The 20814-nt window shown below is 59.8% G+C and carries 23 protein-coding genes and 1 pseudogene; 16 read left to right on the top strand and 8 right to left on the bottom strand.

What is annotated here, in order from left to right:
• The first annotated feature begins 14 nt into the window (after positions 1–14).
• From AWB80_RS37905 to AWB80_RS37860, 10 genes are read left to right on the top strand one after another with little or no spacing between them, the layout of a single operon-like run.
• On the top strand, positions 15–1130 hold the full coding sequence (locus AWB80_RS37905; protein WP_061179756.1) for a baseplate J/gp47 family protein: 1116 nt from the start codon (positions 15–17) through the stop codon (positions 1128–1130).
• A gap of 2 nt (positions 1131–1132) precedes the next feature.
• Positions 1133–2239 (top strand): hypothetical protein, encoded by a 1107-nt coding sequence (locus tag AWB80_RS37900; RefSeq protein WP_061179755.1) that lies wholly within the window; start codon positions 1133–1135, stop codon positions 2237–2239.
• A 46-nt stretch (positions 2240–2285) separates the two neighbouring features.
• The gene (locus AWB80_RS37895; protein WP_061179754.1) at positions 2286–2732 is read left to right on the top strand and encodes a hypothetical protein; all 447 of its coding nucleotides are present in this window, start codon (positions 2286–2288) and stop codon (positions 2730–2732) included.
• A gap of 11 nt (positions 2733–2743) precedes the next feature.
• Complete coding sequence (locus AWB80_RS37890) at positions 2744–4411, top strand: pyocin knob domain-containing protein (RefSeq protein WP_061179753.1); 1668 nt, start codon at positions 2744–2746, stop codon at positions 4409–4411.
• Between the two features lie 3 nt (positions 4412–4414).
• Positions 4415–4966 carry a DUF4376 domain-containing protein gene (locus AWB80_RS37885; protein WP_061179752.1) on the top strand — a complete coding sequence of 184 codons (552 nt, stop codon included), beginning with the start codon at positions 4415–4417 and terminating at the stop codon, positions 4964–4966.
• A complete protein-coding gene (locus tag AWB80_RS37880) occupies positions 4963–5454 on the top strand; it encodes a hypothetical protein (RefSeq protein WP_143328221.1) in 492 nt (163 codons plus the stop codon). Before AWB80_RS37885 ends, AWB80_RS37880 begins: the two co-directional genes overlap by 4 nt.
• Positions 5455–5502: 48 nt before the next feature.
• Positions 5503–5934 (top strand): hypothetical protein, encoded by a 432-nt coding sequence (locus tag AWB80_RS37875; RefSeq protein ID WP_061179750.1) that lies wholly within the window; start codon positions 5503–5505, stop codon positions 5932–5934.
• Entirely contained in the window at positions 5931–6590 is a 660-nt protein-coding gene (locus tag AWB80_RS37870) for a glycoside hydrolase family 19 protein (RefSeq protein ID WP_061179749.1), read from the top strand. Before AWB80_RS37875 ends, AWB80_RS37870 begins: the two co-directional genes overlap by 4 nt.
• Before the next feature lies 1 nt (position 6591).
• A complete protein-coding gene (locus AWB80_RS37865; RefSeq protein WP_061179748.1) occupies positions 6592–6846 on the top strand; it encodes a hypothetical protein in 255 nt (84 codons plus the stop codon).
• 9 nt (positions 6847–6855) lie between these two features.
• The gene (locus AWB80_RS37860; protein WP_143328220.1) at positions 6856–7467 is read left to right on the top strand and encodes a hypothetical protein; all 612 of its coding nucleotides are present in this window, start codon (positions 6856–6858) and stop codon (positions 7465–7467) included.
• A 40-nt stretch (positions 7468–7507) separates the two neighbouring features.
• On the opposite strand, the gene AWB80_RS43675 is transcribed toward AWB80_RS37860, so the two are convergent.
• The 8 genes and pseudogenes from AWB80_RS43675 to AWB80_RS37830 form a co-directional block, all read right to left on the bottom strand.
• The gene (locus AWB80_RS43675) at positions 7508–7690 is read right to left on the bottom strand and encodes a hypothetical protein (RefSeq protein ID WP_143328219.1); all 183 of its coding nucleotides are present in this window, start codon (positions 7688–7690) and stop codon (positions 7508–7510) included.
• A 77-nt stretch (positions 7691–7767) separates the two neighbouring features.
• The gene (locus AWB80_RS45150) at positions 7768–8307 is read right to left on the bottom strand and encodes a site-specific integrase (RefSeq protein WP_244206960.1); all 540 of its coding nucleotides are present in this window, start codon (positions 8305–8307) and stop codon (positions 7768–7770) included.
• Between the two features lie 435 nt (positions 8308–8742).
• A pseudogene (locus AWB80_RS45675) lies at positions 8743–8958 on the bottom strand (Arm DNA-binding domain-containing protein); the annotation flags it as partial.
• 94 nt (positions 8959–9052) lie between these two features.
• Positions 9053–9499, bottom strand: a complete 447-nt coding sequence (locus AWB80_RS37850; RefSeq protein ID WP_143328218.1) for a nucleoside triphosphate pyrophosphohydrolase family protein — start codon at positions 9497–9499, stop codon at positions 9053–9055.
• Between the two features lie 20 nt (positions 9500–9519).
• Positions 9520–10617 carry an ATP-dependent DNA helicase gene (locus AWB80_RS37845; protein WP_061179744.1) on the bottom strand — a complete coding sequence of 366 codons (1098 nt, stop codon included), beginning with the start codon at positions 10615–10617 and terminating at the stop codon, positions 9520–9522.
• Positions 10618–10675: 58 nt separating this feature from the next.
• The gene (locus tag AWB80_RS37840) at positions 10676–11767 is read right to left on the bottom strand and encodes a hypothetical protein (RefSeq protein ID WP_061179743.1); all 1092 of its coding nucleotides are present in this window, start codon (positions 11765–11767) and stop codon (positions 10676–10678) included.
• Between the two features lie 63 nt (positions 11768–11830).
• A complete protein-coding gene (locus tag AWB80_RS37835; RefSeq protein ID WP_061179742.1) occupies positions 11831–13120 on the bottom strand; it encodes an AAA family ATPase in 1290 nt (429 codons plus the stop codon).
• Between the two features lie 39 nt (positions 13121–13159).
• On the bottom strand, positions 13160–13993 hold the full coding sequence (locus AWB80_RS37830) for a PD-(D/E)XK nuclease-like domain-containing protein (RefSeq protein WP_061179741.1): 834 nt from the start codon (positions 13991–13993) through the stop codon (positions 13160–13162).
• A gap of 178 nt (positions 13994–14171) precedes the next feature.
• Between AWB80_RS37830 and AWB80_RS37825 the strand changes: the two genes are divergently transcribed.
• The 6 genes from AWB80_RS37825 to AWB80_RS37800 all read left to right on the top strand — a co-directional run bounded on the left by AWB80_RS37825 (position 14172) and on the right by AWB80_RS37800 (position 20812).
• Entirely contained in the window at positions 14172–14441 is a 270-nt protein-coding gene (locus AWB80_RS37825; RefSeq protein WP_061179740.1) for a hypothetical protein, read from the top strand.
• A gap of 74 nt (positions 14442–14515) precedes the next feature.
• Entirely contained in the window at positions 14516–16210 is a 1695-nt protein-coding gene (locus tag AWB80_RS37820; RefSeq protein ID WP_087131920.1) for a DEAD/DEAH box helicase, read from the top strand.
• Between the two features lie 26 nt (positions 16211–16236).
• On the top strand, positions 16237–16707 hold the full coding sequence (gene ssb / locus AWB80_RS37815; RefSeq protein WP_061179738.1) for a single-stranded DNA-binding protein: 471 nt from the start codon (positions 16237–16239) through the stop codon (positions 16705–16707).
• Positions 16708–16755: 48 nt separating this feature from the next.
• Complete coding sequence (locus AWB80_RS37810) at positions 16756–17259, top strand: dATP/dGTP diphosphohydrolase domain-containing protein (RefSeq protein WP_061179737.1); 504 nt, start codon at positions 16756–16758, stop codon at positions 17257–17259.
• A gap of 2 nt (positions 17260–17261) precedes the next feature.
• The gene (locus AWB80_RS37805; RefSeq protein WP_061179736.1) at positions 17262–17699 is read left to right on the top strand and encodes a hypothetical protein; all 438 of its coding nucleotides are present in this window, start codon (positions 17262–17264) and stop codon (positions 17697–17699) included.
• A gap of 269 nt (positions 17700–17968) precedes the next feature.
• Complete coding sequence (locus AWB80_RS37800; protein ID WP_061179735.1) at positions 17969–20812, top strand: toprim domain-containing protein; 2844 nt, start codon at positions 17969–17971, stop codon at positions 20810–20812.
• Positions 20813–20814: the final 2 nt, after the last annotated feature.

Genomic DNA, 20814 nt, shown 5'->3' with positions numbered 1-20814 from the left:
GGCTAAGGACGGACATGGCGTTTCAGATCAAAGACTTCACCAGTATCGTCGCCTCGATGATCAACTGGATGAAGGGCACGCAAACAACGATCACCGACTTCAACGAGGGTGCCATCGCGCGCACACTCGTCGAAGCGCCGGCCGCCGAGCTGGACGAGTTGTATCAGGAGATGTTCATCGGGCTGAAGGAAGCGATCCCGGTCGCCACGTACAACACGTTCTCTTTCGCGGCGCTGCCGGCGCGGCCGACTACTGGATTGATCCGCACGGCGATCGCGGCCGCGGCCACGAATCAGGTAATTCCGGCAGGGACGGTCTATTCGTATGCCGGTGGGACCGTCACCTATACGTCTGAGAACGACACGACGATCACGGTGGGCAACACGTATGCGGATGTGCTGGTCTCCGCGAATGTGTCGGGAACGGCCGGAAACATTGCCGCCGGCACTCAGTTCACTGCCGCGCCGGACATTTCCGGATTCGTGTCCGCCACGAATCTTTCGCCATTCATCAACGGATCCGATGTGGAGTCGGACGACGAGCGGAAGGTTCGTTTCCAGGCGTTCATCGATGCGCTTTCGCGCGGGCCGGTTGAGGCGATCAAGTACGGGCTCAAGACGACGCAGATCACGGACTCGAGTGGAAACGTGATCGAGCGCGTGGTATCCGCGCAGGTCGTTGAGCCCTACGAGACCGACAACAATCAGCCTGTCGGTCTGGTGGTCTGCTACATCCATAACGGGGTGGGGCAGACATCGAACGCGCTTGTCACGCAGGCGCAGAAGGTGGTCTATGGCTACACCGATTCCAGTGGAAACAAGATTGCCGGGTGGAAGGCGGCGGGCGTCCATGTCGACGTCTACGCGGCGACAGAGCAGGCGGTGCCGGTGGCGGCTGTGCTTACCGCTGACATCGGATACGACAAGGCTACGCTTGTTGCGCAGGCTGTGCAGACCATCTACACCTACATCCAGGGGCTTGATACGGGCGTGCCGTGCTTGTTCGCCGACATCATCACGCTGGTCAAGAACATCGAAGGCGTCGCGAATTTCGTCGTGAGCACTCCGACCGCTGACGTAACGCCGGCATCGAATGTGAAACTGATGCCCGGCACCGTGGCGGTGAGCTAACGATGAAGCTGACTCAGAAACTGCTCGGACTGCTCCATCGGGTATTCGATCGACAGCCCTATCCATTCCTGGCGCTGCGCCTACAGTACGGTGGTGGCTTGGTGTGGCAGATCGCCGACGGCGCGCTGACGACGACTGTTACGGGTGGCATCGGTCAAAGCTTGTCGATCGATCTGTCTCAGTACACCGTTAGGAGCCTCGTCAATTACTTGGCATCCCAGCCAGGGTACTCGGTCGCTTATGCCGACGGCACGTCGTTCTCGGGTCTCTCGGCTCGTGTGCTGATTGATGCGTCGAACGATATCTCGCTTTCGAATGGCGATCACATCTACGGCTATACGAATGTGCTGTGGTCGTATGTCGACGCCAATGCGAACGAGCTCGAGCAAGCTGGGCAGCAGATCGATCAGATGCTCCTGCAGATGAGCACGACGACGGCGAGCGATATGTGGATCGACGAGATCGGCGATTACTACGGGGTGCGCCGCCAGGCTGGAGAGCTGGATGACAGCTACGGGCCGCGCATCGTCGCAGAAGTGCTGAGGCCGAAGTGCAACAACGTCGCGATCGAGATGGCGATCTCTGCATATACGGGGCAGAGCACGACGGTTACCGATGCGACCGAATATGGTGCGGCGTTTCCGCTCTATGACAGCCATATCACTCGGAACAGCGCATACACCTATAACGCCGTCTCGCGTCCGCTCTATGGTCGATTCGATGTCGTATTCGGCTATGACCTGTTGGGCGGCGCCGATCCGACGTCGTTCAAAACGACGGTACAAGGAATCGTCAATCGCATCCGCGCGGCGGGTACACAGATGCGGTCACTCACGCTGCAAAGCGGAGCGATGTCGGATACGTTCTCCGCGCCGACGGATCTGCCTCTCAACTTGTCGCTGACGCCAATCCTTAGTGACACGCTTACCGCGCCGACGGAAGCATCGTTCGGAGTCAATGTCGCGATCGCCTCGATGAGCGACACGCTGACGGCGCCGACGGATTCTGAGTCACTGACGATCGCGTACAACTATCAATACTCGGGGCTTCGATCGTACAACGGAACCATCCAACGGATGGGCATCCAGTCGGTCACCGAGTCTCTTTGACGTTGGTCGTGACACGACACTCTAGTCATCAGACTGGAGTGTCCAATTGCGCCTCATCGACAATTTTGAACGTGCGCCTCACGGTTTGTTTGTGCTCCGAATCTTTCGGGACGACAAGCTGATTGAGACGTTCGAAGAAAAGAACCTGATCGTCACCAATTCCCAGCAAATTCACGCGAAGTTGCTTGGCGGTGCCATTACCGGCATGAGCGTTACTCAGATCGGTTTCGGCACGAGCCTGACTGCGCCGGCGGCCGGAAATACGTCGCTGACAAGCGCGTACATGAAGACGCTCGACAGCGTTTCATACCCGGCCGCGAATCAGGTGTCTTTCAACTTCTCCCTCGGATCCGCCGAAGACAACGGCGTGAATATTGGCGAGTTCGGCCTGTTCACTGCGTCCGGATTGCTCTATGCGCGCAAGACGCGCACCTCCGCCATCCCGAAAGCTTCGGACCTGTCTTTCACGGGTTCGTGGATCATCAACTTCTAATCCACTGAGCGATGGCAAATCAACCGGAAGCAGTACAGTACGACGCAGGGGTCTATCAGCTCGAGGCTGTTGACCCTGTCGACGGTGGCGTAGGTGCAGTCTCGAATAAGCCGCTCCTCAACCTGGCGAATCGAACGGCTTATCTGAAGCAGCACGTCGACGCGTTGGAGTCGAGTGCCGCTGGTTTGGCACCTATCAATTCGCCGACATTCACCGGCACGCCGGCGGCGCCGACGCCTGCGCTCGGCGACAACACGACGAAAATCGCTACGACGGCGTTCGTGCAGGGCACGGTCAACGGCATCACGACGAAAAGCGTTGCGGGTGGCGCAAACGTCACGCTTACGGCCGTCGAGGCGGGGCGCGGCATCCTGAAGCTCACGGGCGCAATCACCGCAAATATCGCCGTGATCGTTCCGGCGAGTTCGGCTCTCTATACCGTCTGGAATTCGACGACGGGAGCTTACACGCTCACAGTCAAAACCGCGTCCGGCACCGGTGTCGCAGTCACGCAGGGGCAGTCGGTCGAACTGTTCTGCGATGGCACCAACGTGTTGACGCAGACGACGGACTTTCCGAGCATTGCGCTCACGGGATCGCCGACCGCGCCGACGCCAACGACGAGCGACAACAGCACGCTGATTGCAACAACCGCATTCGCGCATGCGCTCGCCAAGTCGTATGGGCTCGATGGCGTCTCGGCCGGCACTGGCTCGATTACGTCTCTTGATTCGATCACGCTCAACGGGCTGTACTACAACACCGCGAACATTTCCGCTGACGCGCATAAGCCACCCATTGGAGGCAATACCGGCTATCTGCTAGTCGTTAATCATTCGACGGCAGGATCACCTTACTGCGTTCAGTATTGGGTTTCATCGACTGGTTCCGATCAGAGCTTGTGCGTACGTCGGAATGTGAATGGTACATGGGACTCGTGGCGCGTCGTTGCATTCACGGACAGTCCTACGTTCACTGGCACGCCGACGGCGCCGACGGCGGCTCAGTTCGACTCGAGTACGCTCATTGCGACGACGGCGTTTGTGCAGCGGTCGCTCGGTAATTTCTCGGCGCTCGGCACACTGGCAGCAGCGGCGACGCTGACTGCTTCTGACGTTGGGAAGATGATCGCGTTGTCGGGCGCGACAAATTACACCGTTACGTTGCCGGCTGTGTCGGGCAATCTTCCTGCTGGCGCGGCAATCACGTTCGTCAATATGGGGACGGGCAACGTTACGATTGCCGCGTCTGGAGGCACCATCGCGCGCAATTCGTCGCAATCTGGACTTTCAAGTTTCGTGCTTGGTCCGGGTGACAGCGCCGTTCTTACGACTGGCGTTAGCGGCTGGTATGTATCGGGTGGTTCGTGCCAAGCACAAACGTCTGTCTTGTTCGGGGCGTCCCTCTCGAATTCCGGTTATCAAAAGCTGCCGAGCGGCCTGATTGTCCAGTGGGGTGTCTTTAGCGTCGCGGCGAACGTGCAGAGCGCGACCGTCACTTACCCAATTGCTTTCTCTACCGGCGCGTTTTCCATCGTAGCAACGCGCTCGCTTGCTGGTAATCCGGCGGCCTCAGATCTTTGTTCAACGGCGGGTGTTTCGGCAAGTCAATTCCAGCTATATAAGGCGAGCTCGGTAGCTTCGGTTTGCTCTTATGTCTGGATTGCGATCGGAGTGTAAATAATGGGCCAAAAGCAAGCGGCATTTAACGAATCGGGCGCAATCTTCGCCTTCTATGACACGATGGACAGCCCTGCGCCGGAAGGCGTGGCGGTCATCGATCTCACAGACGCGGAGTGGCAGTTTTGCAGTGACAATCAAGGCTCCAAAATCGTCAGCAATGGCGTGCTTGCTGATGCGCCGCCGGTCGATCCGACTTTGATGCTCGCGACCGCGAAAGCGTCTGTGAAAGCGCAGATCCGCGACCATCGCGATGATCTCCTGCTGCTCACGCCGTTCAACGGGAAGTCGTTTCAGACCGATATCGCGAGCAAGATTCAGATCATGAACGTGGTTGACGCGGGCTCGCTTCCAGCCTACGCGACGTACTGGCGCACGGCGGACAACTCGTACATGACCATGACATTCGATCTGTTCGTGCAATTGAAAACCGCGATCATGGTGCGCGAGGGCGCGGCGTTCGGCGCATCTGCGCAGCATCAGGACGCGGTCGATGCGAAGACGAGCGCAGACGCGGTCAATGCATACGACTGGTCGACCGGGTGGCCGGCATGAAGGCGGCGTTCTTCAAGGGCACGCATCCCGGCTGGAAGGGGATCATGGGGCGTCTCACAAAGCTGTGGATGGTCGGGCCTTACTCGCATTGCGAGCTTGTCGTAGGCGAGCCTGATGCGGACGGCCTGTCGACGTGCTGGTCCTCGACGTTCCTCGATAAGGGTGTTCGTCAGGCCAAGATTGCGCTCGATTCTGCCGATTGGGACATTCTCGATCTGCCGCTCAGTGCGGCTCAGGAAGCGTCGGCCGTCGCCTGGTTCGAATCGAACAAAGGGGCTCCGTACGATGTGCTGGCTCTGTTCGGCTTCTTCTGGCGTCCGATCAAGGGTTTTTCGCGCTACTACTTCTGCGACGAGGCTTTGCTCACGTCGCTCGGGTTCGGAGAGGCATGGCGGCAGGATCCGAACTCGGCGTATCAGTTGCTTCTCGGTGCCGCTTCGATGCTTCGAGAGCGTGTCGACTCGGATGGGTCTCTACCCGTTGCATGATGTGTTCTATGAGCCGCCTCCGGGCGGCTTTTTCATGACTGTCGTGACATGAAAATCAGTCCAAAGCGTTTCGTGATGTCGAGGGGCTGCGTGGTGTGGCGCCGCATGCGAACGGGGAAGCTGATGGACTGGACACAAGTCATCGTCGCCATTGTGAGTTTGGTGATAACCGGCGCAGCCGTCGTGCTGTGGTTTCTGTACCAGAGCGTTCGTGACGAAGCGCGCGAGGCGAAGAAAGCTGCGGCCGACGTGGCGGCGGAGGCTGACAAGAAGCACGACTCGCTTAAAAGCGAGTTCGGTGACTACAAGCTCTATGCGGAGCAGCGCTTCGTTACGCAGGGTGCTCTTTCTCAAGCCATCGACGGTTTGAATCGCGCGATTGAGTCGCTGACGACGAACATCCGCGACATGAACACGATGTTCTCCGGGAAACTCGACAGTCTGCATCGTCGACTCGACGATAAGGTGGACAAGTCGTGAACCTGACCGCCGACATCATCTGGAGAAGCTGCGGCACATCGGTGCCGGTTGCGGCCGCGTGGCTTACTCCGCTGCAACTCGCCTGCGACAAATTCGAGATCAATTCTCCGCTGCGCATCGCTGCGTTCCTGCCGACTCTTGGTATTGAGAGTGAGGGTCTTACGGCGCTCATCGAGAACCTGAACTACGGCGCGCAAGGTCTCGCGAACACGTGGGAGCGTTACTCGTCGACCGGCAAGCGCGGCGGACCGCCGAACGCACTCGCACAGCGTCTCAATCGCAATCCGCAGGCGATCGCCAATAACGTCTATGCGAATCGCATGGGGAATGGCGACGAGTCGAGCGGAGACGGCTGGAATTATCGCGGGCGCGGGCCGATCCAGCATACCGGCAAGGATAACTATGTGGCGTGCGGGCTCGCGATCGATCTGGATCTGATCAGCCATCCGGAACTGCTCGAGCAGCCGGCGAACGGCGCGATGGCGGCTGGATGGTTCTGGTCGGAGAACAAGCTCAATGCGCTGGCGGACGCGCGCAACTTCCTCGGCGTGAGTCGCGCGGTGAATATCGGCAATGCGAAAAGCGCGGCGATGCCGAACGGCTGGGATCGTCGCCAGGCGCTCTACGCGGCAGCCTGTAAAGCACTGGGGGTGTGAGGTGTTTGATTCGATCAAGAAGCTCGTGCATGACTGCCTGACGGAAAACAACGGCACAAGCTATTGCCCGTTCCGTGTGGGCGGATGTGCGCTGACGCTTGGTGGTATCCCGACGTTTCTCGGGTGCGCCATCTATACGACGGTGGTGAATGGGCATTTCCAGTTCACCGAATTCGGCGTCGGCTTCGGCGCCATGATGACCGGGATGGGCGTTCTCGCCGGCGGTGTCGCGCTGAAGGCCAGGACCGATACCTAAGGAGGCGCGATGAGCGTTATCGAGGACGTTGAAAAGGTGGCCGGCGGCGGATCTATCCTGCCGTGGGCAATTCTCGCAGTGGTGCTCGCTATCGGTGGTGCCGGCGCACTCGGCTACTACAAGGGCGATGCAGCGCGCGGCGCGCGCGACGAGCTCGCTTACGCGCAGGCGCAGAAGAAGGCGGACGACGCCTGGCAGTCGAAGCTTGATGCCGCGACAGACATCGGCAGCAAGCTGTCTGCAACGCTGGCGCACGCGCAGCAACAAGTTCAAACCGTGACCGTTACGCAGATTCAGCGCGTTCCGGTCGTAACCAAGTCTTATGCGGAGCAATTCGGTGAAACTCTCCAGGCTATTCCTCCTGCTGTCTACACTGTCGGCTTTGTCGGCGTGTGGAACAACGCCCTCGACCCTTCCGTCGAACATGCAGTGCCCGTCCCCGCCGGCGTCGCTGCTGGTTCGGCCGGAGACCCCAACGTTGCTCGGGCCGGCATTGACTCCGCCGACGTCCTCTCCAACGCAATCGTCAACGGCGGAAAGTATGCTGCTTGCCGGAACGAACTGAACGCGCTGATCGACTGGCACGAACAGAATCCGACGGAACAGAAAAGCCCGCAGTGAGTGCGGGCTGTGTCGAGACAGAGGGGCGCTTCGGCGCCCTTTATGCATTCAGGGCCGGGCGAAATACCTGTTGGCCGCGCGGCTGCGATCGGGCGATCGCGAGGCGCTGTTCGTTACGCTCGCGCAGCTCGAGGAGTTCATCGGAGGTGCCGATCACATACATGGCGCGGACGGCGTCGAACATGTGTGACATGCGGGGTGTGGCGGAGGGTATCGTTTTCATGTGGTCATCCTCGTGGCTAAGTTATTCGTTCGTGCGAATATTGTTGGTCAAGAAAAGCCCGGCTTCCCGGGCAGTCCTCATGCTGCTGCTTGCGCAGCAACTTCGCGGCGGAAGTTCGCGGAGATCACGTTGCCGACAGTCTCGACCGCGCGCGCGTGATCTGATGCAAAGCCGTGCAAATAGCGCTCCGTCGTGGCGAGTTGGCGGTGTCCGAGCATCGTCGCGACCTGCTTTTGGCTCAAGCCAGCCATATGCGCGAGAGATCCTGCGGTGTGGCGCAGATCGTGCGGCCGCAGATCGGCGGGAAGCTTTGCGCGCGCCTTGATGCGCTTGAACATGGCGTGCGGGTGCTTCAGGTGCTCGCCGGCCGCGCGGCCCGGGATGAGCCAGTCGCTGCCGCTTTCGTCGTCGAGGATCCGCTCAATGATCTCCATCGCGGCGGTCGGAAGCGCGATGCGTCGCTGTCCAACTTTGCTGTCCGGCAGGAGGAGAAGACGACGATCGCGATCGATCCATTCGCGGCGCGCGCTCATGACTTCGTTGAGGCGGCATCCAGTGATCAGCAATAGGCGCACGAGGTCCGCCATCGCTTGCGGGATATCGTCCTCGTCGACCATGTCCGTCAGCGCGGAGTGCAGCGCGCCGATCTGGTCAGGCGCGAGGATCGTTTCGCGCTCGCGAATCTTGAATTTCTTCACGTGGCGGCAAGGGTTGCCGGACGTCCGCCATGCCCACAATTCAGCGAGATTGAAAGCCTTGCTGAGCAGTGCGATGCACGCGTTCGCTGTAGCCGGCTTGTCGACGAGCGAGCCGTGCATCGCGAGGATATCGGCGCGCGTGATCGAGTCGACGCGCTTCTTGTCGCCGAAGAACGGCATGACGTGCAGGCGCCAGATTGTTTCGTCGTTTGTAACGCTGCCCGATTTTTTGAACGGTTTCGCATGCTCGCGCATGTAGCGATCGCGCAGATCGAGCATCGTGGGTGCGACCTTTTGCGCGTGCTTTTCAGCGGCGGGATCCTTGCCTTCGGCAACGGCCGCGAACACCTTGCGCGCGAGATCGCGAGCCTTGTCGGCGGTGACGTCGCTGCAGCGTGCGACGGTGGTTTTGCGCTGGGTGCCGTTCGCGGCGCGGTAGCGCGTAACGTAGGTCTTTCGGCCGCTGGGCTGGATTCGGATTCCAAACCCGGGGAGATCTGTGTCCCAAAGCCAGGCGTCTTTCTCTGCTGGCTTGGCGTCGTCGACGATTTTTTTCGTGAGTTTCGGCATAGCTGGTCTCGCACACGGTTGTTATTTGATGAACCGTATATTAATCAAATTTGATTAAGTTGTGTGTGCGAGACCAGCTTTTTTGTGAGGTGCCTTACGCGTGTTCGTAGGCTTGCTCGAGGATCGCCGCTAGATTGGGCGGCGTCCAGCCTTCTGGCTTCAACACCTTTCCATCATCGCGACGTCGGACGGCGCCCGTTTCCGGATCGACTTTCGCCATGTTCGATCTGAACACTTCCTTCCATCCTTCTGCGAGCGGCAGTGCGGCTGAGATCCCGGCACCGGTGGCCGTCACGATGACGTCGAGCAGGCCATCGAAAAGCTCGACGCGGTTGGTTTGGGAGGAGAGCGTCGCCAAATCAGCGAGCAAATTGATCGCGGTTCGAATTTCTGCTGCGCGGCTCGGATTTGCCGCGACAAGCGTTTCGCCGACTTCCTCTAGCATCAAGCGGAGGTAGAGCTCCGTCTGTTCCTTGTTGGGTCGATCGACGGATTGCCCGCAAGCGAGCATGAAAACCTTTTGGTCTGAAACAAACTTCATTATTTTTGGTCCCCGGCGGACTAGATTACGACAGTGACGCGGTCCGCTGCGCGCGTCAAAGCGGTGTAGAGGTGGTTGCGGCGAGTATCGGGAAACGCGCTGCTCTCGTCGAACAGCATGACGGTCGCCCACTGTGAGCCCTGAGCCTTGTGCACGGTCAGCGCGTAGCCATAGTCGAATTCTTCCATTTCTCGGCGGATGCGCCAATTGAGTGATTCCTCAGTTCCCTTGAAGAATTCAACCGGCACATCGACTTCCACAGGGAGTTTCACGCTCGGATCATCGTTTGATGCGACATGCATATTAACGACAGATTTCGCGTCCATCTTGACGTTTTTAACCGTCCAGATACCGCCGTTGAGGAGCTGCTTGTCCTTTTTATTTCTCAGGCAGACCAGACGATCGTTGATTTGGGGGAAGATCCCTTCGAAGCCCTTCAACTGTCGGATGCGCGCATTATAGTTGCGCCGCGTGCGGTTGCGACCGACAAGCACCTGGTCGGCGTTGAGGACGTCTGCCTGCGCCAATTGATCGCGGCGGATCACCTTGCTATCACCGTATTGGCCGGCTGTGAGCCCGCGCCCTTCGCGCACGTCGAGCGACATCCTGATGATCGGATTGTCGGCTGCCTGACGATGGATCTCCGTGAGCATCACATCGGGCGAGCGGGTGTTGAAAAATCCTTGCCCCTTGATGGGCGGGAGTTGCATAGGATCACCCAGCACGAGGATTTTCGTGCCGAAGCTGATCAGGTCGCGCCCAAGTTCCTCATCAACCATCGAGCATTCGTCGATGATCACGAGCGAGGCCGTGCGTACGTCGCTATCCTCGTTCAGGACGAACGTAGGATTGGCGTCATCGTCCTCGGGCGGTTTGTAAATCATGCTGTGAATCGTGCTCGCGCCGGTACATCCCTTCGATCGCAGCACAAGTGATGCCTTCCCAGTGAATGCACCGAAAAGCACCACGCCGGGGATCGATGCGGCGATCTCCTTGGCGAGTGTCGTTTTGCCGGTTCCGGCATAGCCGAACAGGGTGAAAATCTGCTTTGCCGTCGGATCCTTGACCCATTTCGATACGGCTTTGAGTGCGGCTTGTTGCTGTTCTGACCAAGACATTTTTTGTTCTCGAATAGGCGCCGGTTGCCCGGCGCCTTGGTCTCACTCGCGCGCGTGCTTAGAACACGTCGCCCGGTTGCTCCTGCTTCGCCTCTGCGGGAGGTGCGCTTTCGGTCGCCTGCTGCGCGGGCTGTTCGGTGGCCGCAGGCGTTTCCCCGGCCTTCGTTTCCTGCGCAGGCGGATCGGCCGGCAACTCGGCTTGCTTCGGCTGCGGTGCGGCGCGCGAGCGCGTCGCACGGGTCTGTGTGGCGGCCGGCTGGGAAGTCGCGTCGGCGAGTTTCGGGCGCTGGTTCTGTGCCATCGCGGTGATGGCCGCGCCGTCGGCGTTGCTCTTGTCCTCGGTCTCGCCGAAGAATTCGGAAGGCTTCGTACCTTCGCGCAGCGCGTTGAAGACGCCAGTGAGTTCGACCAGTTGGTCGAGCATCACATCGTCCAGCTTATTCCCGAGATAACGCTCAAGGTGATCCGTCGTCACGCCGAATTGGGCAAATGCCTGCGTCATTTTGCGCACGCGCACCGAAAGCGGCTCGCTGTTGTCGCCCGCGAGGGTCTTCTTGCATTCTTCTTGCGCGGCTTCGACGAGCCACTTCGGCATCAGCGCGAGGATCCGGCCGCGCGCTTGCTTGCTGGCGACGTTCGCAATCTTGTTGTCGACGTCCTTCTGATCGCGCAGGCGTCGCGGGCCGTCTTTCGTGTCGAGCACGTGAAGCACTGTGATTTGGCGGATCGAGCGGTTGTTCTTCTCCTTGTCCCACGCATACACCTCGATCTCCGACTTGCCGAAGGTATCGGGCGTCGCCTCGACGCGCGACAGCTCGCGGTGGCCGAATTCGAAGTTGCCGTAGACGCGCGCGATCTCCTCGGCGAGGCGGATCGACGGGCCGGTGACTTTGCTGCCGCCTTGCGGGACCGAGTAGAACGCGACATTCGCGAGGGCGGCCAACTTGCAGGCGTCCATCAGTTCGGCGTATGCCGCGTTGAGATCGCGGGGGAACATCTTCGCCAGTTGCATCTGGCCGCGCGCTTCAGCAATCGCGCGCTCCGACTCGATTGCAACGGCGCCGACGTTCGCGCCTGCGACGCCTTGCATCATGCGCTGGAAAGGGTTGTTCTGTTCGGCGCTTGCGCGCTGGATTTCAGTGGTGGTCATTTGGTCACCTGGTGGTAGAGTCGTTAATTATATTTGATCAAATTTGATTAATCCAGCAGCCTGTTAGGCTTCCGAATCGATCGCGAATTCGTCATCCGTTACTTTGCTAACGAACATTTGCAGTCCGCTATCAAGCGCGCGCTCGCGGAACGCCTCGAATGCATCGGAGTCCAGCAGTTCGATGCCGTCCACGCAGATCACGCCGATATCGCCCGCGCGCAGTTTGGCGACTTCGACCGCGATATCGACTTGCTGAGCGGTGTTGAGGCGGTCCAGCGGGACGCTGTTACGGTAGATCTCGCCGTCTTTCACTTCGACGCCAGGAATGGGCAGATTGGCGAGCAGATCCGACTTGTACTGCTCGATGTCGGCGAGTGCTTGCGTGTGCGCGGCGGACTCCTCGCGAAGCTCCTCGAGCTCCGTCGTCAGGTTTTCGATGGTGTCGAGCGTCTGCGCGCGGCGCGCGTGGAGATCGCGGTTCTCGCGGATCATCTGGAGTTGCACCGAAACGGGCTGCATTTCGTCGTTAGAGCGCTGCGTCGAGCGTTCACGCTGAGTCGCAGCCGCGCGCTCGGTCGCGGCAAGCTTCTCGCGCACGGCGTCGATGTCGGCTTGAGCCTTTGCTTTGATCTCGTCGATTTCCTTCTGCGCATCGGCGCGGATGCCTTCGAGTTTCGTCGAGATGCGCGCCATTTCGGCGTTGCGCGCGTCGTTGAGTTCGTTCAGCTTCGCCGTCAGTACGGTCTCGTCGCCATCGATCCCGGCGGGCGCGGGCGGAATCGCCTGGCGCAGTTGGCCGATCGTCGCCTCTTTCTCTTTGACGGCGCGGTTCGAGCCGGTGCGCAAGTCATACACCTGTTTTGCCACTTTCTCGATCACGTGCAAAGCGTGCAGGCCCGGCTGAGCGTCGATCTTCACGCCGGCAACTGCCTCCAGCTTGCCGGCGTCGAGCGGGATCGGCATCGCCTCGAGCAGGACACGCACTCGGTCCTTTTTCGGTGCGCGCAGGAAGTCGACAGGGTTGATCGACAGCATGTCGGTCAGTGATTTGAGCGCTTCTTGCGGGCGCGGCACCTTCTTGCCTTCGCGCACGACGTCGGTGGTGCTGGCGTTGGCGTCGACGCGGCGGCGGATGTTCGTGCCGTCATCGAGGACGAAGACGATCTCGCCTTTGTCTGCACCGTTGCGGAGCAGGGTGGCGTCGTGTCCGCCTTTGAACGCCGATTTGATGGCTTCCAAAACAGACGTCTTGCCGGTCCCGTTGCGGCCGCTGATGGTGGTAAACCCCAAAGGCGAGAATTCCAGATTCTCGACGCCTAGAATGTTGGAGATTTTGATGCGTTCGATTTGCATGTTTTGGTCTCTGAGCGGTGGTGTGGTTTAGAAGCTACTTCAGCGTTTCATCCAAGTCGGAAAATCAAGGGGTTCAGCCGTCCACCCGTAATCCGGCCATTCATTGGCTCGCTTGCAGTTGACGATTCGCATAAAATCGCGCCGCGCGGAGTCGTGCGCCCGCAAGATGTCTTCCGTTTTGGCGTAGTAGAGTCCGATCGCGTACGGGGGCTCCTTCTCGATCGCGAGCCATACCCAGTATTTGGGCGTCTCGTTGTAGAGTTGGCGAAGCACGTCGAAGTACCATGCGACGGCGATGTCGTACCGGAAGTTGGCTGCATCCTTACCGAAAGATCTGGGATGCGCATTTCGGGTTGTCTTGACGTCGATGGCAAGCGCTCCGCCGTCTTGTAGATAGTCGAAGCGGCACTTAATGAGTTCGCCGGTCTCGGCGTCGTCGACAAAAAATGACTGCTCTGGTTTTCCGCCACTCAGCAGGCCGGGGGCTGTAGGGTGGCGATAGACGGCGTCGCGAATGTCGAGGCACGTCTGATAATCGTCTGGAGTGAGGATTTGCTTACCAGGATTCTCTTGGACAAAGTCAGCAAACATTTGCTTGCCGTCCTTAGTCCGCATGTTGAAGGCTGGAGACTTGACGAAACTCGACTCAAACAAGTCGGGCTCGAGAATGGCCGAGTGGGCGGCCGAGCCCAAAAGAAAATCCGACTTTTGTTCAGGGGGTAACCGATCTGGATTGAGATAGGTGTTCCAGTAATGGAGCGGAGACTTCTCCGCGATCACGTCGAGGTGGGACTTTGAGACCCCGGGGCCGGCGTGATAGTCATCGTTGCTGAGGTCTACGAGACCCTGCAGCCGTTCGAGAGTGACGGACAAAAAGCTCTCCTTTGATCAAAAATAGTTAACTGCCGCACGGATTGTGTATCATATTTGAGCAAACATCAAGCTAGAAATAGGCTCCGGCCGACGTCGTTCAGACCCTTGTCGCACAAGGGGAAACGGCGAAGAAACTGGCTTGGACGTTGCTCAATTCCGATACAATAGGTGCGATTAAATGACCAAGAAGGGAAGAAGGATGAACCTCAAGCCGTTCGGCGATGTTTTCAGAGAGCGCCTCGATCGGATCGAGACTGAAGCGAGGAAGGTTGGCCTTAACTTCACATCCATATGTGAGCAGGCTGGGATCTCGCGCGCGACGCCTGATCGTTGGCGAAGGAAGCTTCCAAAGACTGTTGAGCTTGTCGAGACAATGGAAAAAATCATTGCCAACAAGCGCGCCGAATTAGACGCGGCGAGAGGGATTAAGAGGCAAGACGATGAGTGACGTCGTGACAGGAGACTTTAGGCATCTCCACTGCAAGGGCGCAGACTTTAATACGCTGCTGCGCCTTCACTTAGATGCCAAGTATCCAGCTTCGCGATTATCAACAGGCTGCTGTCGATGAAGTACGGAGCGAATTCCGTGCGAAGAACTATCCAACGCTGTTTGTGTTGCCTACGGGTGGCGGCAAGACATATACGTTCAGCTACATAGCAGAGAACGCAGCAGCGAAGGGGAACCCTGTAGTTATCATCGTGCACCGGAAGGAACTGCTTTTGCAGGCTTCCGCGTCGCTTCGCAATCTTGGTATCGAGCATGGACTGATCAGTCCGTTCTTCACTCCTGAACCCAACAAGCGGATTCAGGTGGCGAGCATTGATACCCTCCTCATTCGCCTCAAGAAGGGGCCGATGCGCTTCGGCCTAATCATCTTCGATGAGGCGCACCACGTTATCGCTGACAACAAGTGGGGCCGCGTGTTCGAAGCGCTCGGCCGTCCGCCTATGCTCGGCGTTACTGCTACGCCCGTGCGTACCGATGGCAAGGGATTGGGCGAGCATGCTGGCGGCGTCTTCAAGACGATGGTGCTCGGTCCATCGACGCCGGAGTTGATCGAGCGCGGCATGCTGATCAATCCCGTCGTCTATTCGTCGATCGAAACGCCAGATCTGAGTGGCATTGGCAAAAACAAAGACGGCGACTACAACCGCACTGAACTCGCGGCGCGCGTCGACAAACCCAAGATCACCGGAAACGCAGTCGCGCACTACAGCAAGATCTGCCCGGGCGCGCGCGCGATTGTCTTCTGTTCGAGCATTGAGCACGCGCGCCATGTTGCCGCCGAGTTCAATGCGGCCGGATACCGATTCGAGTTGCTGGTCGGTGCGCCGGAGATGAGCGACGCCGAGCGCACGGCAGTGAACAAGAAACTGCGGCGCGGCGAGATCGATGGGGCTTGCACGGTTGATCTGGTATCCGAAGGATACGATTTGCCTGACCTGGTGTGCTGCATCATGCTGCGCCCGACTGCCTCAGAGGCTCTGTTCCTGCAGCAGGTGGGGCGCGTGATGCGTCCGTCTGAGGGTAAGACGACGTGCTATCTGCTCGATCACGTGGGCAACGTCGGCGCGACGCTCGATGGTCAATGGAAGCGCAAGCACGGTATGCCCAACGAGGAGCGCGATTGGACGCTCGACGGGCGCAAGAAGCGCAAGGGTAAGCAGAAAGACGACGACGAGCCGACGATCGCCATCAAGCAGTGTCCGCAGTGCTACCACGTGCACGAACCGGCACCGTCGTGCCCGACGTGCGGTTTCATCTATCCGCAACCTGGCGGCCGCTCGCTCGAGCAAGTCGAGGGCGAGTTGCAGCGGATCACGCCGGAGATGGAGGCGCAGATCAAATCGCGTCAGCGCGCCGATCAGGGCCGCGCTCAGAGCGTCGAGGAAATGGTCGAGAAACTGGGCTACTCGCGCTCGCGCGCGCAGAACATCGTGCGGGCGCGCGAGGAAAAGGCGGCGTTCCGCGAGGCGCTGCGCGCTGATATCGACGAGTGGCGCAAGCGCACTGGGCAAACCGTGCTCGGGGTGTTCGGCAAGCCGTTCGCGGCGATCAATGGCATGAAGCCCAAGGAATTGCGCGAGTGGCGCGCAAAGCTCGACGAGATGAACCCGCCGGCGGCGGAAGTGTCGGCGAGCGAGGACGAAGCATTCAAACAGTTCATGCGGCGCGCGGTTAAGACGAGCGTCGAAGAACAACCGGCGCTCATCTGAGCGTCATTCAACTCTAGGAAAAAACAATGGCATCGGTGAACAAGGTCATTCTCGTGGGCAATCTCGGCGCGGATCCGGAATCGCGCACATTCCAATCGGGCGACATGGTGACGAACGTGCGTCTCGCGACGACGGACAAGTGGAAAGACAAGTCGAGCGGCGAATGGAAGGAACTCACGGAATGGCACCGCGTGGCGTTCCACGGCCGACTGGCGGAGATCGCAGGCGAGTATCTGAAGAAAGGCTCGTCGATCTATGTCGAGGGGCAGATTCGAACGCGCAAGTGGACCGATAAGGATGGCAAGGAGTGCTATGCGACTGAGATCCGCGCGGACCAGATGCAGATGCTCGGCGGCAAGGGTGAGGGCGGCGGTCGTGACACAAATAATTCGGCAAGCCGGCCAGCGAACAGCAATGCCGGCGCGGGGAACCGTCCGGCGGCTGCGAGCAGCGCGCCTGCGGGCGGATCGAAAGCAACGGATGACGTGCCGTTCTGACGCGTGAACAGTCTCTCGTTCCGCGCCGATCGGCAGGACTGAGAGACCATGACCGCCAAGCACAGCAATCCGAAGGACGCCATCGCGACCTTCAAGCTTCCTCTGCACCTGGTATCGCCGATCGTCAAGGCGTACCAGGCCATCTCCCACTATCTCGGCAACGTCAAATACGGCGCATGGAATTGGCGCGCGGCCGGCGCACGCGCGTCGGTGTACAAGTCGGCGCTCGATCGCCATATGGACGCCTGGTGGGAAGGCGAGGAATTGGATCCGACCGACGGCACGCCGCATCTGGCGAACGCGCTTGCGTGCCTGAACATCATCATCGACGCGCGGCATGCCGGCAAGCTGATCGATGACCGTCCGCCCAGTAACGCGGCCGCGCTCGCAGAAGTCAGAGCGCAGTTCGAGGCGCTGATGCCCAAGATCTACGCGCGCTACGAGGACAAAAATCCGCGTCACTACACGATCGCTGATAGCGACGGGCTTCGCGAGCACGCGGCGCTTGAGGACGACGCTCGGCGCATCGCCGAATCTAACGCGCGAGCGTAAGCATGCGCGAAAACAATGTGCTGCGGGCCGTCTGGCTCGCTGTCGCGTCGCTGCGCACGACGCTCTTTCGGATCAACACGGGGCGCGCGTACGTATCGGGCGGCGGTGAGCCGTATCGGCTTGCCGATGGGTCTGTCGTCGTGCCGAACGCGCGGCCGATCGCGCTGGGTTTTGCGGATCCGACGGGCACGCCAGTAGAGGGAACGTCCGACTTGGTGGGCTGGACGGAAATCGTGATTACTCCGCAGATGGTCGGACGCACGGTGGCAGTCTTCACGGCGATCGAGACGAAAGAAAGCGGCGGCGGCAAGAAGCGCAAGGGCCAAATTCGGTTCGTCGATCGCGTGCAAAAGGCCGGCGGCATCGCGGGCTTCGCCCCGTCTGACGCAGCCGCAAAGGCGATAGTCGAAGGCTATAAGTCATTCGATAGGATCATTTAATTAAATGGCTTTTTTGGTCAAAAATGATTCACTTCGGATGAAACATCCTCTTACAATTGCCTCCGAGTTTTTACAACTGTGTGTCATCTAACGGTGGCGACAGGAAATAGTTGCCTGTTTTCAATCAAAATTGATTAGCTGATAGTCAAATTTGATTAAAGATTGTAACAGCACGGGATAGGAATCGCGATCCGACAAGCGTCTCCTGCCAGCGCTTCCCGTGCTCCTCATTTCGCGTTTGGCAGGGTGTCCGAGGCAGGAGCTTCAGGGTGAACAAAAATAGCACGCCGTCCGTTGTGAACGAATCCCAGGTGATCGAGGAGTTCTGCGATGCCATGTTCGATCACGACATCAAGGTCAATCCGAGCGACATCGTCGCTGACGGCAAGTTGCATCGAATCCACGTGGACGGCGACGGCCCGAAAGAGCTGAACGGCTGGTATGTCCTGCACATCGACGATAAGCCGGCGGGTCAGTTCGGCTGCAATCGTCGGCACGGCTACGACGTCAAGTTTCCGTGGACGTCGAAGACGAAGCGCGCGCCGATGACGGCGGACGAGCGTCGGGCATATCGCGAAAAGATGGAAGCCGATCGCCAGCGTCGCGCGGCGGAACTCGCTGCCAAGCATAAGGCGGCGGCGGAACTCGCGAATCGCATTTGGGATGCGGCGCGTCCGCTCGATGGCAACGATCATCCGTACCTCGCGCGCAAGGGCATCGAGTCCTACGGCTTGCGCGTTGGCACGTGGCAGAAATTCGATGGTGCGACGGGCGAGATGCAGATCGTCTCGAAGAATGCGCTTCTGGTGCCGATTCGCGATGCGGCCAAGAACATCCTTTCGCTGCAGGCTATTTTCCCGGATTCGGACAATCTCATCGGGCGCGACAAAGACTATCTGTCGGGCGCCGACAAGCACAGCCGGTTCTACTCGTTCGGCAAGCCCGTCGAAGTCGACGGCAAGATGGTCATCCTGATTTGCGAGGGCTATGCGACTGGCGCGAGCCTGCATCAAGCGACTGGGCACGGCGTGATCGTCGCATTCGACGCACCGAATCTGCTTCCGGTCGCGCAAGTGATCCGCGATCGCTTCCCGGCCGCGACGATCATCATGTGCGCCGACAACGATCAATGGACGCTCACGCCGGTGAACAATCCGGGCGTGACGCGCGCGAACGAAGCGCGGGACGCGATCGGCGCGCTCGTGGCGATCCCGCCGTTCGATGAATCGCTCGGCATCGAGAACGAGCAGGGCAAGAAGCGCGGCCCGACGGACTTTAATGATCTGGCGATGTCGAGCGGTGACGAGGCCGTGAAGGCGGTAATCGATCGCGTGTTGCATGCTGATCCCGTCGTCGAGGAGCCGTCTGCGCCCGTCGAAGTCCCGCCGTGGGAAGACGCTGCGGCAGACGCGTCGCAAGACGACACGCCGGCGTTCGAGCCGAAGTCGACGCCTCCGGACAACGATGACGACGACGGCGACGATCTGCCGGAAAACAACGGCTATTTCACGCTGCTCGGCTACAACCGCGATCGCTATTACGTGTTCCAGCATGAGAAAAAGCAGATCCAGGTTCTGACGAAGTCGGATTTTTCTGAGGCTGGCTTGCTCGAGCTGGCGCCGCTCCAGTGGTGGGAGATGCATTTCTCGGGCGGCGACAGTGGCGGCATCAAGAAACGCGCGGCGGCCAACTTCATCATCCGCACGTGCTCGGCGCGCGGCATTTACGACATCAATCGCGTGCGCGGTCGCGGCGCGTGGATCGATGAGGGTCGCACCGTGTTCCATCATGGTGGCTATCTGTCGGTCGACGGTGTCCCGATGGATCTCACCAAGATCAAGTCGCGCTTCGTGTATGAGCTCGACATCTCGCTGCCCGCGCCCGACGACGAGGCATTGAGCGACGCGGACGGCGCGCGCATTTTCGGTATCGCGAAGCGCTTCCGATGGACGATGCCGGGCTCGGCGGCGCTGCTCGCGGGCTTCGTCATGCTCGCACCGCTGTGTGGCGCACTGCGCTGGCGTCCGCACGTGTGGCTGACCGGCGGCGCAGGCTGCGGTAAGTCGACGGTGCTCAATGAGTTCGTGCATCCGCTGATGAACGGCATGGATCTGTTCGCGCAAGGCAACTCGAGCGAGGCAGGCATCCGCCAGACGCTGAAGGCTGACGCGCGCCCGGTGCTGTTCGACGAATCGGAGTCGAACGAGGAAAACGACGTGCGCCGGATCCAGAACGTGCTGTCTCTGATCCGCCAGGCGTCGACCGAATCTGAGGCGCGCACGTTGAAGGGCACGGCCGGCGGCGAATCGATGTCGTTCCACATCCGCTCGATGTTCTGCCTTGCGTCGATTCAGGTCGCGATCAAGCATCAAGCGGACGTCGAGCGCCTGACCGTGTTGGCGCTGCGCCCGAAGCGCGAGGACAACGACGCGGCCGGAAGTTGGCAGGCTCTGAAAGAAGATCTGTACGCGATCAAGCGCGATCCGATGATGGCTGCTCGTTTGATGCGCCGCGCGTTGAACCTTCTGCCGGTGATTCAGGAAAACATCGACGTCTTCACGCGAGCTGCCGCGCGCAAGTTCGGATCGCAGCGCGACGGCGATCAGTACGGCACGCTGCTGGCCGGCGCGTGGGCACTCCTCACGAGTGAGCCCGCGAGCGAGGCTGACGCGGAGGAAATGATCGATGGCTTCGACTGGTCCGAGCATCGCGAGAACAACGAGTCGGACGAGGCCGAACGCGCGCTGTCGACGCTGATGGAAGCGCCGATTCAGCATCAAGGCACGCGCTATTCCGTGTTCGAACTGATCCACGCTGCGGCCGAGCAGGCCGATGCGATCAACGTGCCGGCGAAAGAAGCCAATGCGCTACTCGGACGTCACGGCATGCGTGTGCGCGAGAACGTGCTCCTGCTTTCCAACACGTCGGAGGAGCTGCGCCGACTGTTCGCAAATTCGCCGTTCGCTGCCGGCTTCCGTGGCGTGCTGCTGCGCCTGCAGGGTGCCGGCCGCAACGAACATAAACCCGCGAAGTTCAGCGGCGTGCAGTCGAAGTGCATCACGCTTCCGCTCGGTCCGCTGCTCGCAGACAACAACACTGAGGACAAGTTCTAAGC

The sequence above is a fragment of the Caballeronia pedi genome (assembly GCF_001544915.2).
Lineage (GTDB): Bacteria > Pseudomonadota > Gammaproteobacteria > Burkholderiales > Burkholderiaceae > Caballeronia > Caballeronia pedi.
The sequence above is the reverse complement of the archived record's forward strand: the minus strand, read 5'-3'. Positions and strand labels throughout refer to the sequence as shown.

What these genes read in the sequence shown, in the direction of transcription:
- AWB80_RS37905 (WP_061179756.1), top strand. Translation starts at nt 15, where the DNA reads ATGGCGTTTCAGATCAAAGACTTCACCAGTATCGTCGCCTCGATGATC.
- AWB80_RS37900 (WP_061179755.1), top strand. Translation starts at nt 1,133, where the DNA reads ATGAAGCTGACTCAGAAACTGCTCGGACTGCTCCATCGGGTATTCGAT.
- AWB80_RS37890 (WP_061179753.1), top strand. Translation starts at nt 2,744, where the DNA reads ATGGCAAATCAACCGGAAGCAGTACAGTACGACGCAGGGGTCTATCAG.
- AWB80_RS37885 (WP_061179752.1), top strand. Translation starts at nt 4,415, where the DNA reads ATGGGCCAAAAGCAAGCGGCATTTAACGAATCGGGCGCAATCTTCGCC.
- AWB80_RS37880 (WP_143328221.1), top strand. Translation starts at nt 4,963, where the DNA reads ATGAAGGCGGCGTTCTTCAAGGGCACGCATCCCGGCTGGAAGGGGATC.
- AWB80_RS37875 (WP_061179750.1), top strand. Translation starts at nt 5,503, where the DNA reads ATGAAAATCAGTCCAAAGCGTTTCGTGATGTCGAGGGGCTGCGTGGTG.
- AWB80_RS37860 (WP_143328220.1), top strand. Translation starts at nt 6,856, where the DNA reads ATGAGCGTTATCGAGGACGTTGAAAAGGTGGCCGGCGGCGGATCTATC.
- AWB80_RS43675 (WP_143328219.1), bottom strand. Translation starts at nt 7,690, where the DNA reads ATGAAAACGATACCCTCCGCCACACCCCGCATGTCACACATGTTCGAC.
- AWB80_RS45150 (WP_244206960.1), bottom strand. Translation starts at nt 8,307, where the DNA reads ATGGTCGACGAGGACGATATCCCGCAAGCGATGGCGGACCTCGTGCGC.
- AWB80_RS37850 (WP_143328218.1), bottom strand. Translation starts at nt 9,499, where the DNA reads ATGAAGTTTGTTTCAGACCAAAAGGTTTTCATGCTCGCTTGCGGGCAA.
- AWB80_RS37845 (WP_061179744.1), bottom strand. Translation starts at nt 10,617, where the DNA reads ATGTCTTGGTCAGAACAGCAACAAGCCGCACTCAAAGCCGTATCGAAA.
- AWB80_RS37840 (WP_061179743.1), bottom strand. Translation starts at nt 11,767, where the DNA reads ATGACCACCACTGAAATCCAGCGCGCAAGCGCCGAACAGAACAACCCT.
- AWB80_RS37835 (WP_061179742.1), bottom strand. Translation starts at nt 13,120, where the DNA reads ATGCAAATCGAACGCATCAAAATCTCCAACATTCTAGGCGTCGAGAAT.
- AWB80_RS37825 (WP_061179740.1), top strand. Translation starts at nt 14,172, where the DNA reads ATGACCAAGAAGGGAAGAAGGATGAACCTCAAGCCGTTCGGCGATGTT.
- AWB80_RS37820 (WP_087131920.1), top strand. Translation starts at nt 14,516, where the DNA reads ATGCCAAGTATCCAGCTTCGCGATTATCAACAGGCTGCTGTCGATGAA.
- ssb (WP_061179738.1), top strand. Translation starts at nt 16,237, where the DNA reads ATGGCATCGGTGAACAAGGTCATTCTCGTGGGCAATCTCGGCGCGGAT.
- AWB80_RS37810 (WP_061179737.1), top strand. Translation starts at nt 16,756, where the DNA reads ATGACCGCCAAGCACAGCAATCCGAAGGACGCCATCGCGACCTTCAAG.
- AWB80_RS37805 (WP_061179736.1), top strand. Translation starts at nt 17,262, where the DNA reads ATGCGCGAAAACAATGTGCTGCGGGCCGTCTGGCTCGCTGTCGCGTCG.